The organism is Rhodococcus sp. PML026 (assembly GCF_000963615.1).
GTDB lineage: Bacteria > Actinomycetota > Actinomycetes > Mycobacteriales > Mycobacteriaceae > Rhodococcoides > Rhodococcoides fascians.
The window spans coordinates 359,674-380,392 of sequence record NZ_KQ031370.1 but is presented as its reverse complement, the minus strand read 5'-3'; the positions used below and the strand labels follow the sequence as shown (position 1 = coordinate 380,392).

The following is a 20,719-nucleotide window of genomic DNA, read 5'->3' as shown; positions in this document are numbered from 1 at the left end:
GCGGGGTCGTAGCCTCGAGATCAGTCCTCCGCAACCGCGCTATGGCAACCGGCGCGAATGTGCGCCCGCATGATGGCTTCGACCCACTCCTCGTCTTCGTACTGCAACGCGTCGACGATCTCGAGGTGATGCGCGGCGCTTCGCGAGATCTCGGTCGCCGAGTACTTACGAAAAGTTCGTGCTGCGACTAGCGGCTTGAGCAGTGCAATGGCCATCTCGGACATTCGAGCATTCGGACACTTCAGCAGGATTGCCGTGTGGAAGGTGTTGTTCAGACTGGCAACCTCCGAAAGGTCAGTGCCCTCGACCACGATGTCCTGCATCCGCTGCGCCGTGCGACGCAGTGCCGCGAGTTCCTCGACCGAGAAGCACCCTGTCGCAAGTTTGGCCGCATGCGGTTCCAGCAGCGAACGGGATGAGTAGATCGCTTCGATGGTTTCACGGGTGAACTCGGTAACCCTGGCACCCTTGTTCTTCTCCACCGTGACCACGCCCGTGGTGGAAAGAGTGACTAGTGCTTCGCGCACCGGAGTGCGGCTGACACCCAACCGTCGGGCGAGCTCCGCCTCGTTCAGCTTCTCGCCTGGGCTGTAGAGACCGGAAATGAGCAGGTCCAGAATCTTGTCGCTCAGCTCGGACACTGCATGTGCCTGGCTGTCGGAGGTGTTCTCACACGGGCCATTGTGCATCAGCGAGCTGCTGCCGGGTGCCACCTCGGGACACGAACGAGTACGACGGCGTCCCGGTGTAACCCTCACTGGTCCTCACCATCGCCAGGTAGGACTCGAGATCGACCCCCGTCTCGATTCCCAGCGAATCCAACAAGGCCACCACGTCCTCCATCGGGGCGTTACCGAGAACGGACGGGTCGCCGGGGAACCACATGTCTCCGCCGAGGCCGCCGAAGGATGCCTCGATCCAATCCGCCCCCGCAATCAGGCTCGCCACCGCGTTGACGGTGCCGAACCCGTTGCGGTTGTGCAGATGCACCCCCACCGGAACGGCTGGGTAACGGCTCTTGACTCGTCGAACGCCGTCGTAGAATTCGTTCGGTGTTTCGACGCCGCTGGTTCCCGCCAGATACAACGAGTCGGCTCCGGCGTCGACCACTCGATCGACCACCGCGTCGAGTTGGGCTGAGTCGATCGCACCGTGGCACGGAGCGAAGAACGCGGTGGCAACTGCGGCGCTGACCTTCTTCCCGGACACGTGCCCCTGGTCGACGATAGCTGCGAAGTCGTGGAGCAACTGCTCGGGCGTCGAATTCTGGTTCTTCGCCGCCATGTCCCGGTCGATCGGGATGATTGCGACGATCTCCTCGATCTGCGTCTCACAGGCCCGTTGTGCGCCGCGAACATTGGGCACCAGGGCCTTGTAGTGGACGCCGTCTCTGCGCGGCGCTTCGGCGATGATGCGTTCGGCATCGCTGAACTGCGGCAACACCTTCGGATGCGCGAAGGACGTGATCTCGACGGTGGTCACTCCAGAATCGAGAATGCCGTGCAGCAGTTCGAGTTTGTGGTCGGTGCTGACGAACTGCGATACCGCCTGCAGACCGTCTCGCAGGCCAACCTCGACCAACTTCGCGCTCGTCGGCAATCTGTCGAACACCATCAGATGGTCCCGTCGGCGCGGAAGGCGGCGATGGCGTCGTGCGTGAATTCGCCGACGGTGGTGAGTATTTCGTCGGTATGTTCGCTGAGCTTCGGGCCGGGCCAGCGCACCGATCCGTCGGTACGACTGAGGCGGGGGAAGGTGTTCTGCATCGGTACCTCGCCCAACGTGGGATGCGGAGTGGTGATGATGGACTTGCGGGCGATGAAGTGCTCGTCGCCCAGCATGTCCTCGGGTCGGTAAATCTTGCCGACCGGAACCGAATGCGCGAGCAACAATTCTTCGAGTGCGCGCGCATCGTGCTGAAGGGTGAACTTTCCGACCATGGCGTCGAGCTCTTCCTGACGTTCCCCGCGTGCACCGTGCGTGCTGTACCGCGGGTCGGTGGCCAACTCGGACATACCCATAGCCTCGGCGAGACGCGCGAACACCGTGTTCTGATTGGCTGCGATCAACACCCAGCCGCCGTCCGCGGTCAGATACACGTTACTGGGCGCGACATTCGGCAGAATCGCACCGCTGCGTTCACGCTGATAGCCCGAGATGACCCACTCCGGCACGATCGATTCCATGATCCCGAGAACCGCCTCGTAGATCGCCGAGTCCACCACTTGTCCACGGCCACTGCGGGTTCGCTCGTACACCGCGCCCAGGGTTCCGATGGCAGCGAACACTGCGGCCAGGGTGTCACCGATCGAGATCCCGACGCGCGAGGGCGGCGTCGAGGGGTCGCCGACGACGTAGCGCAGTCCGCCCATCGCCTCACCGATGGAGCCGTAACCGGCACGCGAGGAATACGGCCCGGTCTGGCCGAATCCCGATACTCGGGCAAGAATCAGACCCGGGTTCTCGGCGGAGAGCTGCTCGTATCCCAACCCCCAACGCTCCAGCGTTCCTGGGCGAAAGTTCTCGACGACGATGTCGGACCGGGAGATCAGAGTCCGGGCGATGCCCTGCCCCTCGGGGGTACGCAAGTTCACCGTCACCGACTTCTTGTTTCGACCGACAACCGACCACCACAGCGATTCGCCCTGTGGACGCGTCCGGCCCCATTCACGCAGTGGGTCCCCGATTCCGGGCTGCTCGAGTTTGATCACCTCGGCACCGAGATCTCCAAGGATCTGCCCGCAGAACGGCCCGGCGATCAATTGACCCATCTCGATCACGCGCAGGCCCTGGAGGGGGCCAGCGGACGCCGGACGAGGCGTACTCGGGTCGGCCGTAGCTCGGTCGTCGACGGTCACAAATTCTCCTCTATTGCATGCAATTGGGCTGTCCTGATGCGGTTATTACCCAGTTCTACCAGGCTCGTGCGCTGTATTGCATACAATCATGTTGACGTAGTGATCCGCAACACATAACGTAGCGCTAGCTCGATCCCCATTGCCGAGCACCGAAATCTCAGGAGAATCCGTTGACGTCAGCCAGACCGACCGAATCCGAAGTCGTCACCGAGGACGGCGAACGCCCGTCGGACATGAACTCGACTCTCGGCTTGCCGATGCGCTGGTTCGTGCCGATGGCTTTGGTCATCGTGGTGCTGGCGTACCTGTTCACCCCAGCGGAAGGGATGACGGCGGGCTTCGCCACCACGATGGCCCTCGGCGGCCTGCTGATGGTGATCGGTAACGCGATCCCCGGGTTCAATCGCATCGGCGGCGGCGTCATCCTTGCCATCTTGGTTCCGGCCGTACTGTTCAGCTACAACCTGATGCCCGAGCGCACTGCAACGGCGATCGACGACTTCTACACCCTGTCCGCGTTCGGCGAATTCGTCGTCGCAGCACTGATCGTCGGCAGCATCCTCGGCATGGATCGCACCCTGCTCATCAAGGCGGGCTCACGCATCATCGTGCCGATCGTCGCCACCATCGCGGTGTGTTTCGCACTGTTCGGCCTCATCGGGCATCTCACCGGATACGGCCTCGGCAAAATGCTGTTCTACGTCGTCGGGCCCGTCCTAGGCGGAGGTGTTGCAGCAGGGGTCATTCCGATCTCGGAGGTCATCGCGCAGAACAGCGGCGGGAACGCGACCGATTACCTGTCCATGCTCGTTCCCGCCGTCGTCGTGGCCAATACCGTCTGCATCATCGCGGCCGGCGGACTCGCGTGGCTCGGCCGTCGCAAGCCGAATCTGTTCCCCCGCTTCAACGGGAACGGCGAATTGGCCGTCAAGAAGTCGACGATGACCGTTCCTGTGGGCAAAGCCATTTCCTCGGCCGACGCCGTACGGAGCTCGATCATCGGATTATTCACAGCTGGAATGCTTTTCATGATCGCAGACGCCATGTCCTTCTACGTCCCATCGATCCACAGCTACGTCTTCCTGATCGTGTTGTGCGCTATCGCAAAGATTTTCCTACCCATCCCCGACTTCTTGGTTCAGGGTGCCGACATCTGGTACAAACTTGTCGCCAACGCCTTCATCCCGGCAATCTTGGTCGCCGTGAGCATTGTAGCGATCGACTTCAAGCAGGTGCTCAGTCTGCTCAACGATCCCGTGTACATGTTCTCCACCATCGCAGTCGTTTTCGTCGCTCTGTTCGCCGCCGGATTCGTGGGTTGGCTGGTACATCTGCACTTCATCGAGTCGGCAATCTCGGGCGGACTCGGCCTGGCCGACTTCGGCTCGAGCGGCGACTTGGCAGTGCTGGGTGCCGCCGACCGATTGGAACTACTCCCCTTCCTGTCCATCTCCTCACGCATCGGCGGCGGTCTGGTTGTGCTGACCTTGTCGCTCCTAGGGCCAATCGTGTTGTAACGCGTTACGCCGAAAGCTATCCGCAGACTCAGACCACACCTCGAACTGCTGTGGGCGGACTTCACCCACAAACCGGCATCCGACGTGGTGCGGGGGTCGTAGCACTGCAACTCTCGCTCCACTCTGGGGCCCGGGTCGCGGGATCCCGCAGGCCGAGGCATCGAGTGGAGCATGCCGTGCAATCGCAGGGGTGACAGCGCGCCGGATAAAATCACTCCACACGTTCCTGACAGCAATTAGGCTGTGCCCGCATGTTCCTCGGCGCTCTCGTGTCGTCGGTCTTCATTGCCCGCATGAACCGACCTCCAGGCTCGGGCCGCTGAACGAAGGGAGCGCTACCTATGGAGTCCGTGTGGGACTACACGCGCGCCGACAGTCTCGTCTGGCAACTCCCGATGTACTCGAGCACTGTTGTACCGCAGAACAATCCGGGTTTCGATCCGCCCGCAGCATGGGTACGTGCGCTCGACGCCGTGGCGCGCGACTTGGAGTGCCTGCGGGTCGGCCGCCAAGTGAGCATGCACAGCCTCGTGTGGGAATTCGAGATCAACCCGGATTACTGCGTGATCATCGGATGGAGCGGCGGCGGCTTTTACGGATTCGGGCGAGGCGACGGCATGTCGATGGACGCGGACTATCCCGACGCTGTCGAATGGGTAGCGGAGACCGTGCAAACGGAGTTGGCGGGGTACGAATTCGTTCAGTGGCCGAGCCGAGGTAAGCACCTACTGCATCCGCACGGTGCACAATGGGTCGATCCGCAGGACAACGCTGTCGTCGCCGATATCGGATCCCTCTGCAGCACTTGACTTTACGGTGAGATGCCCGCCTGGAGAAACTCGCTTTTTCGCACGGAGACGCCCGCCAGCCCACTCTCGAGCCCTCGCTGGCGACGCATGCACTGGCAATGCCCTGACCTTTCGGGACGTGCTTGCACTGAGTCTCTGGATCGAGAACGCTACCGCCACCGGCATATAGACCTGGAACACCGTTCCAGTTGTGGCAGGATTTGCACATGCCCGAGAAGAAGCCGACACCCGCGCGACGTTCCGACGCCCTCTCCAAGGGCCGCATCGTGCAGGCAGCGATCGAGATGCTCGACGAGGGCGGCACCGATGCTCTGACGTTTCGCACCCTCGCCGCACACCTGTCCACGGGCGCCGGAGCGCTCTATCACCACGTCGGCAACAGAGAAGATCTGCTCGCGGCAGCGGCCAAAGCCGTCATGGCGTCGGTGTTAAAATCCTTGCCCGAGAACGAGGCGACAGAGCAGGGCGTTCGCGGCGTGATGATGAGGGTGTTCGACATGATCACCACGCGGCCATGGGTGGCAACGCAACTCGCTGGGGCACCGTGGCAGCCGGCCGTCATGCATCTGTTCGACCGCATCGGAACCGAACTGGACGTCCGCGGAATTCCGGAGAATGAGCAGTTCGACGCCGCGTCCGTGCTCATGTACCACGCTCTCGGGGCTGCGAGCCAGCGCCATGCCGGGAGGCAACTAGCCGCCACGGTGACGGACCGCGCGACATTTCTCGACTCCACACGCTCGGCGGTGACGGATACCGGCGACTATCCGTTCCTGACCCGAATCGCGTCACAATTCGCCGAACATGATGATAGAGAACAGTTTCAGGCCGGTGTCGACATCATCCTGGCCGGTATCGACCGAACTAGCGCAAGACGATGAAGACAGCGCACAGGAGAAATACTCCGGCGGTGGTTCGGTCCACTATGCGTTGACCGCCGCGGTCGAAGAAGCGCCGAAGGCGCAATCCAGCGAGACCGTAGACCCCGATGATCACCGCCATGACCGTGGTGAGGGTGAGTCCGAGCAACAGATAGTCGTCGAGGTGCACTTGTGTGAGGTCGATGACGCTGGGAAGTAGCGCAACGTAGAAGCCGATGGCCACGGGATTGGACATGGTGAGCACTATTCCGAAGCCGACACTGTGAGCTCGGCGGGGCGTGTCGCGTGTGGGCACTGATAGCGCCGGCGCTCCGGCTGTCCTCCACTTCTTCGCGGCGAGGTAACAGAGATACCCAGCGCCGGCCCAGGTGAGGACGCGAAGGATCGGCTCGTAGGCCGCCGTCGCCGCGGCGAGTCCTGCCATGGCCATGCCGAGGAGAGTCAACTTTCCGACGACGATGCCGGCCGCCAGTCCAGGAACGCCCCGGAACCCGGAGTCGAGGGATCGAGCCATCACCGCAACAACTTCGGGGCCGGGGGTGGCAGCCGATGCCGCGAACACTCCGGCGAACAGCGCGAGATCGGCGATGCCGATCACTGCCCGCCGCCGTCGACAGTGCGCGATGCGATCCGCGTCGGTGCCGTCTGCCGGGGGTGTTGATCGAGCCAGTCGAGGACGGCCTGCGCGTGTCGGTCCGGTGGGAACACAGGGTAGAACACGTGCTCGATGCTTCCCCCGGTGATGACGAGAGCAAGTCGTCGGTAGACCGTGAGATCCTCTGTGCTGAACGTCGGTAGTCCAATCACGTCGTGCAGAATCAGTTCACTGTCGGTGAGCAGCGGATAGGGAAGTCGCAGTGCGCCAACCAGTTCCGATTGATACTCGACGGGTTGGCTCGAGAGTCCATAGACCGCGCTGATCCCGGCCTGCACCAGCTCTGCATAGTGGTTACGCATGTCGCAGTTGTGCGGGCTGCATCCGCGGGCACCGGGAATGGCGTCCCAACCGTCGGGCATGTCGTGCCCTGGTGCACCGGTCATCGGAAATACATAGACCAGGACACGGCCCGTTCCGAGAACGGCGAGGTCGACGTGGCCACCGTCGGTGGATGGCAACCGGGTGGTCGGCATTGCCACTCCGTACAGATGATCGGTCGCTCCGTCGTCGTGTGGAACGTCCAGGTCTGCCGGCAGCGGGGCGAGATTGGGATTGTGCGCATCGGCGGTGGCCCACTCGTCGGCCATCCGTGCGCTTGCCTCGGCGAGGTTGGCGACCAGCGCGACGCGTTGTCGGTCGAGGTCGTCGATGGCCTGTTCGACCCGCTGGATCGCCCGGCGATACCCCGACAGCGAGGCGGGGCAGGTGTCCGCGTGCAGACTTCCGGCGTTCAGGCAGTCGACGAACGGGTGCATGTCCGCGAGCGGAATTCCGAGTGCATTCAGGCGGTGGATCTGCGCGACGACTCGAACCTGGTGGCGGTCGTACATGCGGTAACCGTTGGTCGCCCGTTCGGGGACAACGAGATTCAATGCCTCGTAGCCACGCAACGCCTTCGACGAGGCACCGGTCTCGCGGGTCACATCTCCAACACTCAGCAGGTCGTCCATCTCCGTACCGTAAACCCGGCCCCCAGGGAACAGGTCAAACGCGAAAGGCGACCGAGGGCTTCCGCCTACTTGACAGCGTTGGAACAGTGTTCCATTCTTATTGGAACAGTGTTCCAACAACGAGCGGAGACATCCATGAAGACATCCATCTCGATCATCGGTGCAGGACTCGGCGGCCTGGTGCTGGCACGAGTACTGCACGTTCACGGAATCGCCGCCACGGTGTACGAGGCCGACGCCACGGCTGACGTGCGCACTCAAGGCGGGCAGCTCGACATTCACGAGGAGGACGGGCAGGTCGCCCTCGCCGCAGCCGGGCTCACAGAACAGTTCCGCGCCATCATTCACGAGGGAGGCGAAGCGACTCGCGTCCTGCGTCCGAACGGCGAGGCTCTGCTCGACGAACCAGACGACGGCACCGGAGGTCGACCAGAGGTGTTGCGCGGCGACCTGCGACGCATTCTGCTCGACTCGCTGCCGGCCGACACCGTTCAGTGGGGCCACAAGCTCACCTCCGTCCGCCCATTGGGCGACGGTCGACACGCACTCGAGTTCGCGAACGGAACCACGACGGTCAGCGATCTGCTCGTCGGGGCCGACGGCGCCTGGTCACGAGTGCGGTCTCTGCTCTCGGATGCCGTACCCAGCTACGTGGGCACCGTCTTCGTCGAGACCTACCTCCACGATGTCGACGCACGTCACCCCGCAACGGCCCGCGCAGTCGGCGGTGGCGCGATGTTCGCCCTCACACCGGGCAGGGGAATTTCCGTACATCGCGAGGCCGGCGACATCCTGCACACGTACGTTCAGCTCACCCGTAGCTCCGACTGGATCGACGCGATCGACTTCACCGACACCGACTCCGCCAAAGCCGCGATCGCAGCCGAATTCGACGGTTGGGCACCGGAATTGACAGCGCTGATCACCGACGGCGAGACCGCGCTGGTTCCCCGCAGGATCTTCACGCTCCCCAACGACCACCGCTGGGATCACACGCCGGGAGTAACCCTCGTGGGCGATGCCGCACACCTGATGCCTCCCTCCGGAGACGGCGCGAATCTCTCGATGTTCGACGGTGCCGAACTCGCTCTTGCCATTGCCGATCACCGCGACAACATCGACGAAGCGCTGTCCGTCTACGAGAAGTCCCTGTTCACCCGAAGTGAGGCAGTCGCCATCCAGTCACACGAGACGCTCGACCTCTGCCTCGGGGAACGCTCCCCGTTCGGGATGATCGACCTGATCACCGGAGTCACCCCCGTCATCTCGGCAAATCCCGAAGCGCGGGTGTTCTGTCGCGGTGAACGCTGAGCTCAGGATGTCGTCGTCTGTCACGCACTCCGTCATGATGTACCGGTGCCATCTATCGATCCGTTCCATGCCCTCGTTCTGATGAACGCCGTGTTCGCCTCAGCAGCATGGTGTCTGGCCAGGCCGTCGTGGCCCGCGGCGATATCGCTGGGTGTCGTCTCGGTGCTGTGGCTGTTCTTCAACGCCCCCATCGAAGGCCGAACGTTGTACGTGGTCGATGCAGAACGGGGTCTCACCGAGTCCGACTTCATGACACTCGCAGGGTTGGTGTTGGCAGCGGTGACGATTGTCAGGGTCCGGCGCGGGCGGCCCGATCACGCACCGAACAGCAGGAACAATCCACCGAATGTGTAGAGCACCATCACGACCATCATGGCGAGTTGACCGGTAGCCGCGTGTTCTTTCGGCAAAGTTCGCAGCGAGGCGTCGTGGGCGAGGGTGATGCCCACCAGGTGCCCCACCACGACCGCCAGGACGGCGATGCCGGCGACGACCGACGGGTGGTTGGACAGGACGTAGGAGACCGATGCATCCTGCAGCCCGAGTACATTCGCTCCGTTGCCCAATGGATCCGACAGCGAAATGATTGTCTGCTGGCCCTTTTCGACGAAGTACGTGAGGTAGTGAGCCGTCATGTAACCCACCACGATCGGGATCAGAGAATGGGCGAGCAGGCCAGGTAACGCGGAACGACGACTACTCGTCACTCCCCCGGTGGCACGGGCCGCAGACCAGAACGCCGCTCCGACAACGCAGATGACGGCAATCAACCCGAGGGTTCTGGCCGGCACCGATCCGAGAGCGGATTCGTCGACCAACGAACGCCACGCCGGTATCTGCCCGATGCTGTCGAAGGCGGTGGACCCGAGCAGAACGGCGAGCACTGCCACCGTGCCCCGCTGCAGCGGCAGGCTCACGGCACCGTCGAGCGGTGATCGCAGCGCCAGTAGGCCGGACGCGGCATCTCGGGTGAGTGGAGACAACCGAGATACCGTGTCGCTGTACACCTCGAAAGGATCTGCACGAGAGAACCATTCGTCGCCGAAGATCGCCGCACCCACCGCCATCACCAGGACGTACACCGCGCACCACAGACGAACAGCCGACACCGAACCCGAGTCGGGCGAGGCCAGTTCGAGCCAGACGAACGCGAAGAGACCGACAACTGCTGGTACGCAGCCCCATTCGCGACGGTAGGCGACTATCGCCGACGACGTCGGACGACGCAACAGGCCGCACACGACCCGGTGTAGTGCCCGCATCGGAGACACGATCCGCCAGAACGGCCCGAACACCAGCGACGCCGGAACGATGCCCACCCACACCAAAACGTAGAGGGTGCCGAGCAACGCGTTGCTGGAATCCTGTGGCCCCCACACCGATGCTGCGGCGACAGTGCCCGCCAGCAGCACCGACAAGGTCCCGACGAGACCCCGGACGATCGCCGAATCGGCCACCACCGTCGTCCGCGGCAACGCCACGACGACACGCGTGGGGTCGAGCCTGGGGCGACGCCACGCGAACAGCAGCAGCACGAACGACGCCGCCAACGCCCACGCCCCTCCGATCAGGGCGTAGGTTACCGGGATCGGCAGATCGGTCGACCCGCCGAGGCCGTGGGCGAGAATCACGGACGAACGACGAGCGTGGCGACAGTGCGATCGCTGTGGTGCAGTTCGATATCCACCTGTCCGGGCACATCGACGGTGAACGTGAACAGCTGATCTTTACCCGGCTCGATCTCGAAGGTGTGCTCGGGAACCGAATGCACGTGCAGTTCGTCGGCGACATCACTGGTGATCGACATCGAAATCGATTGCCCCACAGAGGCGTCGAGGCGTTGATTGGTCGGTTCGACCGTCCCGCCGTCGATCGACAGATTCATCTGCAGGGTATCGGGCTGCGCGGACACCGACGCGGCGGAGTCGGTGCTGGGCACCGGTTCTGCTGTACTGGGCGAGGTACCGCCGGACGACGATCCGCAGCCGGCCACCAGCGCCACCGCTGCACATCCGATGATCGCTGCCCGCACTGGCGACGGTCCCATGTCAGTGCTCTCCTTCTTGTTCGAGTTTCTCTGCGCGCTCCGCCCGGCGGTCCTTCCTGACGACGTACAGCACCGCGGCCACGATGATCAACGCGGGCGCGACTGCCGGAATGGCCAGAACCACAGAGTGATCGGCGAGATAGACGACGTCTGATGCTGCCGTCATACGGAGCTCGAATCCAGCGTCCTGCGTGACACCGATGCTCCCGGGGTCTCGGTACTGATGCGCACTGCGCCCCACGACAGAGCCCAGATCAATGCCAGAGTGCAGACGAGCACAACCAGTGATGCGGCACCGAACAGCCACGCCGGGTGATCGAAGCTCCGCTCACGCTGCAGCAGCGCGGTCTCGCTCTGCAGCTGCCGTGTGAACTGGGCGTCGGCCGAGACCTCGGATGCGCCGATGCCGGGATCGGCCGCCATGAAGATCGGCGTTCCGGTCAACGTTCGACCGTCCTGGATACGCAGGAACGTCTTCCACGTTCCGTGCGCCGGAACCGGACGGGTCGACTGATACATCCCGGGCCCGGTTCGTTCGAGACGATCGACGACCAGACCACGCAGAGTGTCACCGGCTCCCTGCCATGCCAGGATCGCCACCCATTCGGGGTCGTCGGACACCAGATCGGCTGGATCGAGACGGACCGTCGCCGTCACCATGCGGCCACCGTCCTGCGGCGCGGCATCGGCGAGAGTGACCGTCGCCGTTGCGTTTTCCGGTACATCGATCATCAAACCGTTGGCTGTCGCGCCGCCGAGTACGAGTACCAACGCGACGACGATCGTGCGCCGGACAGCAGGTGCCGGCAGCCCGTCACCGCTGAGCAGTTGCGCGAACAGTCCCGCCGTCAGCCCGCACATGACGCCGACGGGTATTGCCATCGCAAGCGCCTCGACCCACATCGACGTCGGCCACGGGTAGACGAATACCGCGTCGATCCACAATGATTCGAGCCACAGGCCCACGGTTGCGGCAGCGAATCCTGCGAGCATTCCGAATCGAAGTCTGTGCACCACGAGCGGAGTGAGACCGACGAGTTCGACCACCACCGCGATCCCGAGGAACAGCGCGAAGACGTTGTGCGGTTCACCCAGAACTGAACCGACGACGAATGCCGTCAGCTCGCGAATGACCGCGGCAAATGCGACGACGAACAGAGTCGCGCCCCGTCCCACGACAAGTCGTGCGGCGACGAGTGCGAACGCGCCGGCACCGACGATGAGCATCGGTTGGAACACCAACCGGAACTGCTCGACTCCGAAGTCGAATTCGATCTGGAACACCGACAGTCCGATGAGGAGGCCACCGAAGGCGCTGGCCTTGAGAATCCAGGACAACACCGAGCGCCTGGGGCCCTGCGCAGTTTCGTCCACCTCGTCGGGGGAGGTCTGCCGTGCTGCGGCGAGCGCCAGTCTGCCTTCGTGCTCGAGCAGCAGGACGCCAATGAGAGACAGTCCGGCACCGCCGATCAGCATCAGGTGCGTCGGGCCCCACAGCGTGACGTCCTGGCCGAAGATGCGGTGCCAGATGTCGTCCAACGGAAAACCGATGAGCGCATACAGTCCACTGCCCGCGATCAGCAGACCGCCCGTGGGCGCGTACCAGGTGCGGGTGATCTTGACGGCCGCGCGACCGGGCTTCTCGTCGAGCGGCAGAATGATCGCCAGCGCGCCCGCGATGAACAGGAAGAACAAGCCGACCAGGATGAAGTAGTGGGCCGGGTTGGCCAGTGGTCCCTCGTCGCGCCCTCGTCCGATGTGCAGGCTGACGTCCCAGATGAACCCGAAGAATGCCGTCAGGATCGTCGAGACGAACAGGACCAGAGGCAACGCAGCCCAGCCGGGCAGGTTCAGCTTCGATCCCGCGTAGTCCGCCAGCCTCGCCAACCACGTGATGCGGCGAGTGCGGTGCATGAATGCCAGGTACAGCAGAAACAACGACACGACGGCCGCGGCTGCCGTCATACCGAAGACCTGGTCCAGCGCCGCGCCTCCGCTTTCCGACTGAGCAATGACGTTACCCGTCGTCACACTTACATTGACCATAGCGAAAGTATGAACCACGGGCCGTCGTTTCGGTGAAGTTCGGGACAATCGGTGCCTGCTGATTGCGATCTAGTCCTACAGAGGGATGTGCACCCGAGCTCTCGGTGATTGACTCTCGTGCGGAAAGGAGCCGTCCGATGAGTAAGTCCATCCCACGCGACCGCTGGTCGATCGTTCTGTTGGCGTGTGCAGGGGCATTATTGGTGGCCGCGTTCGTTCTCGGACCGGCCGCTCTGCTGCGCGGAAGTTATCCCCAGTTCCAGGATCAGTCCACCATGGGCGAGCTGCTCGGCCGTGAATTGGTCGAGTACTGGGGCAGCGGTGTTCGCACCTTTCCTCCCGGGTTGGCGGAGATGGTGGACTACTGGTTCGCGTGGCACGCCATCAAGATCGTCATCTCGGTACTGCTGACCGCTGTTCTGGGCCTGCTGGCGGCGACGCTGTGGAGGCGATCCCTGACTGCCGGCATGGGCTACGTGATCGCTGCGGGTACTTCGACCGTGCTGTCACTGTTTTCGGTGTTCGTGGCCGTGATCAACATCCAGTCGACGGTAGCTCCCGTCGTCGCCCTGCTTCCGATGCTCTCCGACGACAACGCGGACGGGACGACGGCGCAGTTACTGATCGAAAGCGGTGTGCGGAGCGGAGATACGAGGCCGCCTCTGCTCGAGCTGCTCACGCAGGTCAAGCATTACAACTGGGCGGTGATCATCGCGACGGGTGTGGTGATCGCCGTTGTCGGTACCGGAACCGTGATCGCGCTCCGGCGCTACAGATCGGCGGACACGACAGACGCCGCTCACCGTCGGAGGTTCGTCACCCTCGGTTCACTCGGCGCGCTGATGACGATCGGGATGGCGCTGCTTTTCGTCGCTGCCGTCGTGGCGGTCGTCGATCCGGGAGAAGCACTCCTCGGATCAATCGGCTTGTAACTACTGCCGGCTGCGGTCGCGGGCACGCGCGCGGAATTGGCCGATCGCGAGGATGGTCAACGCGACCCCCAACAGGGTGAGGGGGATTTGGGCGCGGGGCGCGTCGATATCGAGTACGAGGATCTGCCACACCACCCACCCGATGGTCACCAACCCCACGAACACGACACACGTCGGAGCGTCGTATGCATCGACGAGCACAGCAGCAACCGAGATCAACGATCCGAGTCCGAGAAAAATCAGCACGAACAGCCCGGAGATGCGGTAGTCCCAGGTATGCCACGCAGGGAGCATGTCGACATCCAAGCCCAGTGACCGCCCGGTGGGGTCGGAGGTCAACGACATTCCATTGAACGTTCCGGCAGCACCCAACAGGATCAGCAGTGCCACCGTCGAGAGCTTGTTCACGGTGACGTCATCGTTCGTCGTCCTTCGGTCGCGGGAGCAGCGTCGACCCGAGTTGTGACGGGCCCGCACACATGACCGTTGATTCTGCCAGAATCGGGCCGATCGGTCTTGTTCTTCTACTGCAGCCCACGGCTACCGGGTCCGTTGATCGACGCAATGCCGCTGTGCACGGTTATCGCTGCGGGATTGCCGCTGGGTTTGTATCGAAGTAAATTTGCGGGAACGGCCGAGCCCGCGCCGCGTTTGGCCGTGCGATCACCATCGGTGGCGTCGGTCTACGGAAGTGAGTGGTGCGTGATGACAACCGAATCGGTAGATCGAGGTAGCAGCAGCGAGCCCGCACACTTGCGCGACGCAGCGGCCGTCTCGTCCGAGGTCGCAGGCTACGCACACGCGCTGGAGAATTTGAGATCGAAGTTGGTGGCCCGGATGGATCTGTCCGTGATCCTGCAAGCCACATGCACAGAGGTGGTTCAGGCATTGACCACCGCGGATCTGGCAGGCATCACACTCCTCGACGAGGACGGCGAGCAGCCGGAGACAGTGGCATCCACTGATCCCCGCGTCAACGACGTCGACGCCGATCAATACCGAAGCAACGAGGGACCGTGCCTGGAGTCGGCCCGCACCCAACAGATGGTCCGGCTGCTGGTCAGCGATGTCGAAGACCGCTGGCCACGATTCGCGAACAACGTGTCCGGTCTCGGCGTCGAGAGCTATCTGTCGGCCCCTCTGACGGTCGACGACCGCCACCTCGGGGCTCTGAACATCTACAGCTACGACCAGCACGGCTTCAGCGATATAGACGAGGCCCTGGTGGGGCTGTTCGTCAGCTCGATCGAAACCGCGGTGATGGTATCTCGACGGGCTCGAACTGCAGAAGAGGAAGTCGACGGGCTTCTGACCGCGATGAAGACCCGTGCACAGATCGAACAGGCCAAAGGAATCATCATGGCGATGCGCGGTATCGGCGCGGATGAAGCCTTCGCATTCCTCTCCGAACAATCCCAGAACCGCAACATCAAAGTCACCGACATCGCCGCCACATTGATCGCCTCGATCAATACCGAAACGCGCTGACTCCATTCGGCACCCCTCGACCGGCAGCCTCGCCGCAACACTCACCGAGCACCTAGAAGAAGACATGACGACTCGATCCGCTGCAATTACGACGCTGGCTGCCGGACTGCTCGCTGCCACAGGCATTCTCACGCCCATCGCCGGCGCGGCACCGGCAACGTCCATCGATGTACTTCCCCGGCTGATCGACGGTGCCGCCGCGGGCTACTCACTGTCCTACACAACCACCGACGAGCACGGCCGTCCCGCGATTGCCCACGGACAGGTCTACCTCCCCTCCGGCACACCACCACCGGGAGGATGGCCGGTCGTGTCGTGGGCCAAAGGGACCGTCGGCGTGGGTGATTCATGCGCCCTGAGCACAGCACTCGACGACGGTGCTGCCGAGGACCCCATGGCCGTCGAGCTGTCCAAGCCCCTGCTCACCCAGCTGCTACGAAGCGGCACGGCCGTTGTCTCGACGGACTACATCGGGCTCGGAACCGCCGACGCCCACCACTACCTGAACAGCATCTCGGAGGCCAACGCCGTCACTGACATCGTCAGCGCTGCCGCAGACGAACTACCCGAGCTGTCCCGCACCTGGGTTGCCGCCGGACACTCGCAGGGCGGCGCAGCCGCACTCACCACCGGGGCTCGCGCGGATGCCTACGGGGCGGACACAGACTTTCGAGGGATGATGTCGTTCGCACCGTCGTCGAACCTCGAAGCCGTCCTTCCGCTGCTCTCTCCCACCACTCCTCGCATCGCACCACTCGACAACATCACGGCCACTCTGATCTACGTCCTGTACGGGCTCAGGGACTCTCGGCCGGATCTCGACGTGAACAGCTATCTCAGCGAACTGGGGCGCGACTACCTGGCGCATGCAGAGGACAATTGCATCAGCGACCTACGACAGAAGGCCAGTGGCGTTGCACCACAACAGCTCCTCGCTCGATCGCTCTCCGACCCCGCCATGACCTCGGCTATCCGCGACTACCTATCCGTGCCGACCATTGGTTACACACGGCCGGTGACCATCGAGCAGGGGCTTGCCGATACCGTCGTGCCGCCGGCTCTGACGACCGCCCTCGCTGCGGAACTGGCGGCACAGGGCATCCGCGACGTGACCTACCTGCCCGTGCCCGGCGCCACTCATTACGACGTCATTGCCGCAACCGTCGACGACGCCCTGCCCCGCATACTCGACATGCTGCACTGATCAGCCACCGACATGCGGCGGACGCCGATCGCTACCGAGCACGTAGTCCCGCTGGGTCGCCGAGCCGGCGGCACGAAGGACTGCGTCGAGGGTGGCGGACAGAACGGAGCGATCGATCCCTGCCGCCCATCGAGACCCAGTGGCAGTGCGATATTCGAGCATCGAGACCGCATCACTGTCGTTGCCGGCTCGCACACTCGTCTGCGTCAGACCGAGGATGTCCACGTGCCTGCCATGAGCAGACAACGCGTCGACGAGTGCCTCGACGGGTCCGACTCCCGTGTGTGAAGACTCGAAGGACGTGCCGTCGATCTTCAACGTGATGCAGGTGTCGGCGGACCCGTCGTCGTCGTGAGAGTCGAAACCGATCAGGGTTACGTCGGGTTCGTCGACACCGATGTACACCTCCTGGAAGACGTCCCAGAGTTGCTCGGCCGACAGTTCGGTACCGATCGAATCCGTGCGGGCCTGCACGTGCCGGGCGAGGTCGATCTGCAGGCGACGCGGAAGTTCGATGCCGTAGTGGGTTTCGAGGAGGTACGCGATTCCTCCCTTGCCCGATTGCGAATTGACGCGAATGACCGCGTCGTACGATCGACCGATGTCGTCGGGGTCGATCGGCAAGTACGGCACCCGCCATTCGATATCGCGCTCGGAACGGCCTTCGCTCAGCGCCCGAGCGCGATGCTCGACGAAACCCTTCTTGATGGCGTCCTGGTGCGTACCGCTGAAGGCGGTGTGTACGAGGTCGCCGACATACGGATGCCGCGGGTGAACCTCGAGCTGGTTGCAGTATTCGACGGTGCGTCGAATCTGATCGATGTCGGAGAAGTCGATCATCGGATCGACACCCTGAGCGTGCAAATTCAATGCGAGAGTGGCGATGTCGACGTTTCCGGTGCGCTCGCCGTTGCCGAACACGCAACCCTCCACCCGCTGCGCTCCGGCCAGGACGGCCAGCTCGGCGCAGGCAATGCCGGTCCCGCGGTCGTTGTGTGGATGCACCGACAGGATTACGCTGTCTCGTCGCGCAAGGTTGTCGTTCATGTACTCGATCTGGTCCGCATAGACATTCGGCGTCGCGACCTCCACTGTGGCAGGCAAATTCAGGATGACCGGCCGCTGCTGCGTCGCGTCCCACAGAGTCGTCACTGCATCGCAGACATCGAGGACGTAGTCGGGTTCGGTGAGATTGAAGACCTCGGGTGAGAACTCGAATCGCACGTTGGGCAGGTCGCCGGCAAGTTCGAGAACGTCGGCTGCGCCCGAAAGTATCAGTGAGCGAAGCTCGTTGGCTTCCCGGCCGAGCACGACCTCGCGCCACGTAGGAGCCGTGGCGGTGTACATGTGGATCACGACGTCGTTGGTGATTCCGCGGATCGACTCCACGGTTCGCTCGATCAGGTCGCGTCGCGCCGGGGTGAAGACGACCACGGTGACGTCGTCGGGTGCCAGATCGGTGTGTGCCAGCAGCCGCACGAAATCGAAATCGGTCTGCGATGCCGAGGGATACCCGACTTCGATTTCCTTGTAGCCCATCGCAACCATCAACTCGAAGAACTGCTTCTTGCGGGCAGGATCCATCGGCTCCGGCAACGCTTGGTTGCCGTCGCGCAGATCGACCGGCACCCACAGCGGTGCCTCGGTCAACCGTCGCTCCGGCCAGCGACGCTGGGTCAGCGGAATGTCGACCTTGGCGTAGACGTCACGGTAACGATGCGACGGCATCTGGGAGTGCCGCTGCCGATTCCAGGTGGGCGCGCCGGCGGGAACGGGTCCGGCGGGAGTGGACAGAGTGGGGAAATCTGTACGCATACGAGCAATGTAGCACCACTCCTCAGACAAGCTGAGGAGTATTCTTCGACTGTGACCGCGATACGCCGAACCTCGTTGGCCGATCAGGCCGCCGAACTGTTGCATGCCAAAATTCAGTCCGGTGAGTGGCCGGTCGGCACCAAACTGCCAGGTGAAACGACCCTTGCCCCCATGTTCGACGTCGGCCGATCGACGATGCGCGAGGCCATCAGACAACTGGCGGGGCGCGGAATCCTCGTCACCCGGCAGGGATCAGGAGTCTTCGTCGAATCGATCGACGAGGCGCGGACGGACTGGGACAAAGTTCTCCAGCGCGCACACATCACCGCGGTCCTCGAAGCCCGCCTCGCCATCGAAGGTGAGGCAGCAGCTCTCGCCGCAGCCCGACGCACTCCCGCCGACCTCGACGCGATCCGTCGCTCACTCGAGCTACGCAACACCGCCCGCGCCGACGCGGTCGATCTGGTGGAGGCGGACATGGCTTTTCACCGCTCCATCGTGGTCGCGTCGCACAACGACATCCTGCTCGAACTCTTCGACTCCATGGCTCCACGGCTACGGACCGCCATGATCGACATGCTGAAGATCAAGGGCGCGTTCGGAGAGCACGCAGACCACGACGCCCACACGCACGTCGTCGAGGCTATCGCCGCACGCGACGAGCACCGCGCACACACGCTCACCCGCACACATCTGCGGGAGTTGTCGACGACCATCGCTCCTCCGACGTGAGCACCGGCCGGTCAAGGCTTTTCGGCTACTGGAACAGTCCGAGTACAGAATCGGGCTAGACTTCCGACGCCTCGACCACCACCTTTGGAGTCTCCACATGCCCCAGCTGAAGACCGTCAGCGAATTCACCGGCAAATGGTTTGCCCTGATCGTCGTCGCGGCGGGGGCTCTGGCCTTGATCACTCCCGACACGTTCAGCGGCGGGACACCCGCGGTTCCGTGGTTGTTGTCGATCATCATGCTCGGCATGGGAATGACGTTGCGGCTCTCCGACTTCGCCGTGGTGGCGCGTCGCCCGTGGGCACTGCTGCTCGGTGTCGCAGCACAGTTCATCGCAATGCCGCTTCTCGGTCTCGGAATTGCGAATGTCCTGGGTCTGTCCGCTGCGCTCACTGCCGGGATGGTGCTCGTCGGATCCGCACCGGGCGGCACCGCGTCCAATGTGATGGTCTACCTCGCCAAGGGTGACACCGCACTGTCGGTGGCGATGACGTCGGTGTCCACACTCCTCGCGCCCATACTCACACCACTGCTGGTGCTATGGCTCGCCGGCGAATACCTGCCGGTCGATGCAGGCGGATTGTTCGTCTCGATCCTGCAGATCGTGCTGGTACCCGTCGTACTGGGAGTTGTACTGCGACTTCTGTTCCCGAGGGTCATCGATCGCATGCTGGACGCCTTGCCGCTCGTCTCGGTTGCCGGAATCACCGCTGTGGTTGTCCTCGTGGTGTCCGCCAGCGCGCCGACCCTGCTGTCGATCGGTGCCCTCATCGTCGTTGCCGTCGTGCTGCACAACTCGCTGGGCCTCGCGGTGGGCTACGGAATCGGTAGGGCATGCGGACTCGATGTCGCCAGCCGTCGTGCGATCAGCATCGAAGTCGGTATGCAGAATTCCGGCTTGGCAGCGGCACTGGCCTCGGTTCACTTCTCGCCCGCTGCAGCACTCCCCGCTGCGATTTTCTCGGTGTGGCACAACGTATCCGGATCGCTGCTGGCCAGCTACTGGTCCAGACGGTCGACGGGTGCCGATCACCGCCAGGACAGTACGGTCACACAGGACTGAGTCTTGGACGCAGCAAACAGAATTCATTGCCTTCCGGATCCGCCAGCACGTGCCACGACTCCTGGCCGGTCTGGCCGATATCCACTCGTCGGGCACCGAGGGTGAGCAGTCGTTCGAGCTCGGCGTCCTGATCTCGATCGGTTGCATTGACGTCGATGTGCAGTCGATGTTTCGCCGGCTCGGGATTCTCGCTGGGGATGAAGATGATGGTCGGCTGCGAGCCGCCGAAACCGTCGCGCGCACCGATTTCGACGGAACCGTCACCCTCCCTGTCCAATACGACGAAGTCCAACACTTCACACCAGAACGATGCCAAGGCCTCGGGATCGCGACCTTCGAGTACGAGTTCACTGATTCGACATGCCATGGGCGGGAATTTACACCTGCCCCGGCGTCGAACATGTCGTG

The 20,719-nt window shown here is 63.3% G+C and carries 22 protein-coding genes; 10 read left to right on the top strand and 12 right to left on the bottom strand.

The window, feature by feature from the left end:
* Positions 1 to 20: 20 nt before the first annotated feature.
* From VF34_RS06325 to VF34_RS06315, 3 genes are read right to left on the bottom strand one after another with little or no spacing between them, the layout of a single operon-like run.
* A complete protein-coding gene (locus VF34_RS06325) occupies positions 21 to 641 on the bottom strand; it encodes a GntR family transcriptional regulator (RefSeq protein WP_032389827.1) in 621 nt (206 codons plus the stop codon).
* 28 nt (positions 642 to 669) lie between these two features.
* Positions 670 to 1,614, bottom strand: coding sequence for a beta/alpha barrel domain-containing protein (locus VF34_RS06320; RefSeq protein ID WP_052718619.1), 945 nt, complete (start codon positions 1,612 to 1,614; stop codon positions 670 to 672).
* Positions 1,614 to 2,858 carry a CaiB/BaiF CoA transferase family protein gene (locus tag VF34_RS06315; protein WP_045841093.1) on the bottom strand — a complete coding sequence of 415 codons (1,245 nt, stop codon included), beginning with the start codon at positions 2,856 to 2,858 and terminating at the stop codon, positions 1,614 to 1,616. Before VF34_RS06315 ends, VF34_RS06320 begins: the two co-directional genes overlap by 1 nt.
* Before the next feature lie 170 nt (positions 2,859 to 3,028).
* On the opposite strand from VF34_RS06315, the gene VF34_RS06310 reads away from it, so the two are divergent.
* The 3 genes from VF34_RS06310 to VF34_RS06300 all read left to right on the top strand — a co-directional run bounded on the left by VF34_RS06310 (position 3,029) and on the right by VF34_RS06300 (position 6,065).
* Positions 3,029 to 4,375 carry a 2-hydroxycarboxylate transporter family protein gene (locus tag VF34_RS06310; RefSeq protein WP_045841092.1) on the top strand — a complete coding sequence of 449 codons (1,347 nt, stop codon included), beginning with the start codon at positions 3,029 to 3,031 and terminating at the stop codon, positions 4,373 to 4,375.
* 341 nt (positions 4,376 to 4,716) lie between these two features.
* Positions 4,717 to 5,184 (top strand): hypothetical protein, encoded by a 468-nt coding sequence (locus VF34_RS06305; RefSeq protein ID WP_231578197.1) that lies wholly within the window; start codon positions 4,717 to 4,719, stop codon positions 5,182 to 5,184.
* A 206-nt stretch (positions 5,185 to 5,390) separates the two neighbouring features.
* A complete protein-coding gene (locus VF34_RS06300; RefSeq protein ID WP_045841091.1) occupies positions 5,391 to 6,065 on the top strand; it encodes a TetR/AcrR family transcriptional regulator in 675 nt (224 codons plus the stop codon).
* On the opposite strand, the gene VF34_RS06295 is transcribed toward VF34_RS06300, so the two are convergent.
* Together VF34_RS06295 and VF34_RS06290 are read right to left on the bottom strand one after the other, a co-directional pair.
* Positions 6,049 to 6,663 (bottom strand): LysE family translocator, encoded by a 615-nt coding sequence (locus tag VF34_RS06295; RefSeq protein WP_045841090.1) that lies wholly within the window; start codon positions 6,661 to 6,663, stop codon positions 6,049 to 6,051. The two genes, VF34_RS06300 and VF34_RS06295, sit on opposite strands and share 17 nt — an antisense overlap.
* Positions 6,660 to 7,673, bottom strand: coding sequence for a MerR family transcriptional regulator (locus VF34_RS06290; protein WP_197077439.1), 1,014 nt, complete (start codon positions 7,671 to 7,673; stop codon positions 6,660 to 6,662). Before VF34_RS06290 ends, VF34_RS06295 begins: the two co-directional genes overlap by 4 nt.
* Positions 7,674 to 7,808: 135 nt before the next feature.
* Between VF34_RS06290 and VF34_RS06285 the strand changes: the two genes are divergently transcribed.
* Both VF34_RS06285 and VF34_RS06280 read left to right on the top strand, forming a co-directional pair.
* A complete protein-coding gene (locus VF34_RS06285) occupies positions 7,809 to 8,984 on the top strand; it encodes an FAD-dependent oxidoreductase (protein ID WP_045841089.1) in 1,176 nt (391 codons plus the stop codon).
* 45 nt (positions 8,985 to 9,029) lie between these two features.
* Positions 9,030 to 9,338: a hypothetical protein gene (locus VF34_RS06280; protein ID WP_080736502.1), complete on the top strand. Its 309-nt coding sequence runs from the start codon at positions 9,030 to 9,032 to the stop codon at positions 9,336 to 9,338.
* Here the strand turns inward: VF34_RS06280 and VF34_RS06275 are convergent.
* Genes VF34_RS06275 through VF34_RS06265 form a run of 4 tightly spaced genes read right to left on the bottom strand, consistent with a single transcriptional unit; the run spans position 9,299 to position 13,077 of the window.
* Positions 9,299 to 10,615, bottom strand: coding sequence for a hypothetical protein (locus VF34_RS06275; RefSeq protein WP_045841087.1), 1,317 nt, complete (start codon positions 10,613 to 10,615; stop codon positions 9,299 to 9,301). The two genes, VF34_RS06280 and VF34_RS06275, sit on opposite strands and share 40 nt — an antisense overlap.
* On the bottom strand, positions 10,612 to 11,031 hold the full coding sequence (locus tag VF34_RS06270) for a hypothetical protein (RefSeq protein ID WP_045841086.1): 420 nt from the start codon (positions 11,029 to 11,031) through the stop codon (positions 10,612 to 10,614). Before VF34_RS06270 ends, VF34_RS06275 begins: the two co-directional genes overlap by 4 nt.
* Position 11,032: 1 nt before the next feature.
* Positions 11,033 to 11,197, bottom strand: coding sequence for a hypothetical protein (locus VF34_RS25225; RefSeq protein ID WP_167326471.1), 165 nt, complete (start codon positions 11,195 to 11,197; stop codon positions 11,033 to 11,035).
* Entirely contained in the window at positions 11,194 to 13,077 is a 1,884-nt protein-coding gene (locus tag VF34_RS06265; protein ID WP_045841085.1) for a hypothetical protein, read from the bottom strand. Before VF34_RS06265 ends, VF34_RS25225 begins: the two co-directional genes overlap by 4 nt.
* A 137-nt stretch (positions 13,078 to 13,214) precedes the next feature.
* Between VF34_RS06265 and VF34_RS06260 the strand changes: the two genes are divergently transcribed.
* A complete protein-coding gene (locus tag VF34_RS06260) occupies positions 13,215 to 14,009 on the top strand; it encodes a hypothetical protein (protein WP_045841084.1) in 795 nt (264 codons plus the stop codon).
* On the opposite strand, the gene VF34_RS06255 is transcribed toward VF34_RS06260, so the two are convergent.
* Entirely contained in the window at positions 14,010 to 14,417 is a 408-nt protein-coding gene (locus VF34_RS06255) for a hypothetical protein (protein WP_045841083.1), read from the bottom strand.
* A 297-nt stretch (positions 14,418 to 14,714) separates the two neighbouring features.
* On the opposite strand from VF34_RS06255, the gene VF34_RS06250 reads away from it, so the two are divergent.
* Together VF34_RS06250 and VF34_RS06245 are read left to right on the top strand one after the other, a co-directional pair.
* The gene (locus VF34_RS06250) at positions 14,715 to 15,497 is read left to right on the top strand and encodes a GAF and ANTAR domain-containing protein (RefSeq protein ID WP_045841208.1); all 783 of its coding nucleotides are present in this window, start codon (positions 14,715 to 14,717) and stop codon (positions 15,495 to 15,497) included.
* Positions 15,498 to 15,561: 64 nt separating this feature from the next.
* Complete coding sequence (locus VF34_RS06245; RefSeq protein ID WP_045841082.1) at positions 15,562 to 16,701, top strand: lipase family protein; 1,140 nt, start codon at positions 15,562 to 15,564, stop codon at positions 16,699 to 16,701.
* Here VF34_RS06245 and VF34_RS06240 read toward each other — a convergent pair whose 3' ends face one another.
* Complete coding sequence (locus tag VF34_RS06240; protein ID WP_082079174.1) at positions 16,702 to 18,516, bottom strand: 2-isopropylmalate synthase; 1,815 nt, start codon at positions 18,514 to 18,516, stop codon at positions 16,702 to 16,704.
* A 51-nt stretch (positions 18,517 to 18,567) separates the two neighbouring features.
* On the opposite strand from VF34_RS06240, the gene VF34_RS06235 reads away from it, so the two are divergent.
* Together VF34_RS06235 and VF34_RS06230 are read left to right on the top strand one after the other, a co-directional pair.
* Positions 18,568 to 19,248, top strand: coding sequence for a FadR/GntR family transcriptional regulator (locus VF34_RS06235; protein WP_045841080.1), 681 nt, complete (start codon positions 18,568 to 18,570; stop codon positions 19,246 to 19,248).
* 97 nt (positions 19,249 to 19,345) lie between these two features.
* Positions 19,346 to 20,311, top strand: coding sequence for a bile acid:sodium symporter family protein (locus VF34_RS06230; protein WP_045841079.1), 966 nt, complete (start codon positions 19,346 to 19,348; stop codon positions 20,309 to 20,311).
* Here the strand turns inward: VF34_RS06230 and VF34_RS06225 are convergent.
* Positions 20,298 to 20,678 (bottom strand): VOC family protein, encoded by a 381-nt coding sequence (locus VF34_RS06225; protein ID WP_045841078.1) that lies wholly within the window; start codon positions 20,676 to 20,678, stop codon positions 20,298 to 20,300. The two genes, VF34_RS06230 and VF34_RS06225, sit on opposite strands and share 14 nt — an antisense overlap.
* Between the last annotated feature and the right edge of the window lie 41 nt (positions 20,679 to 20,719).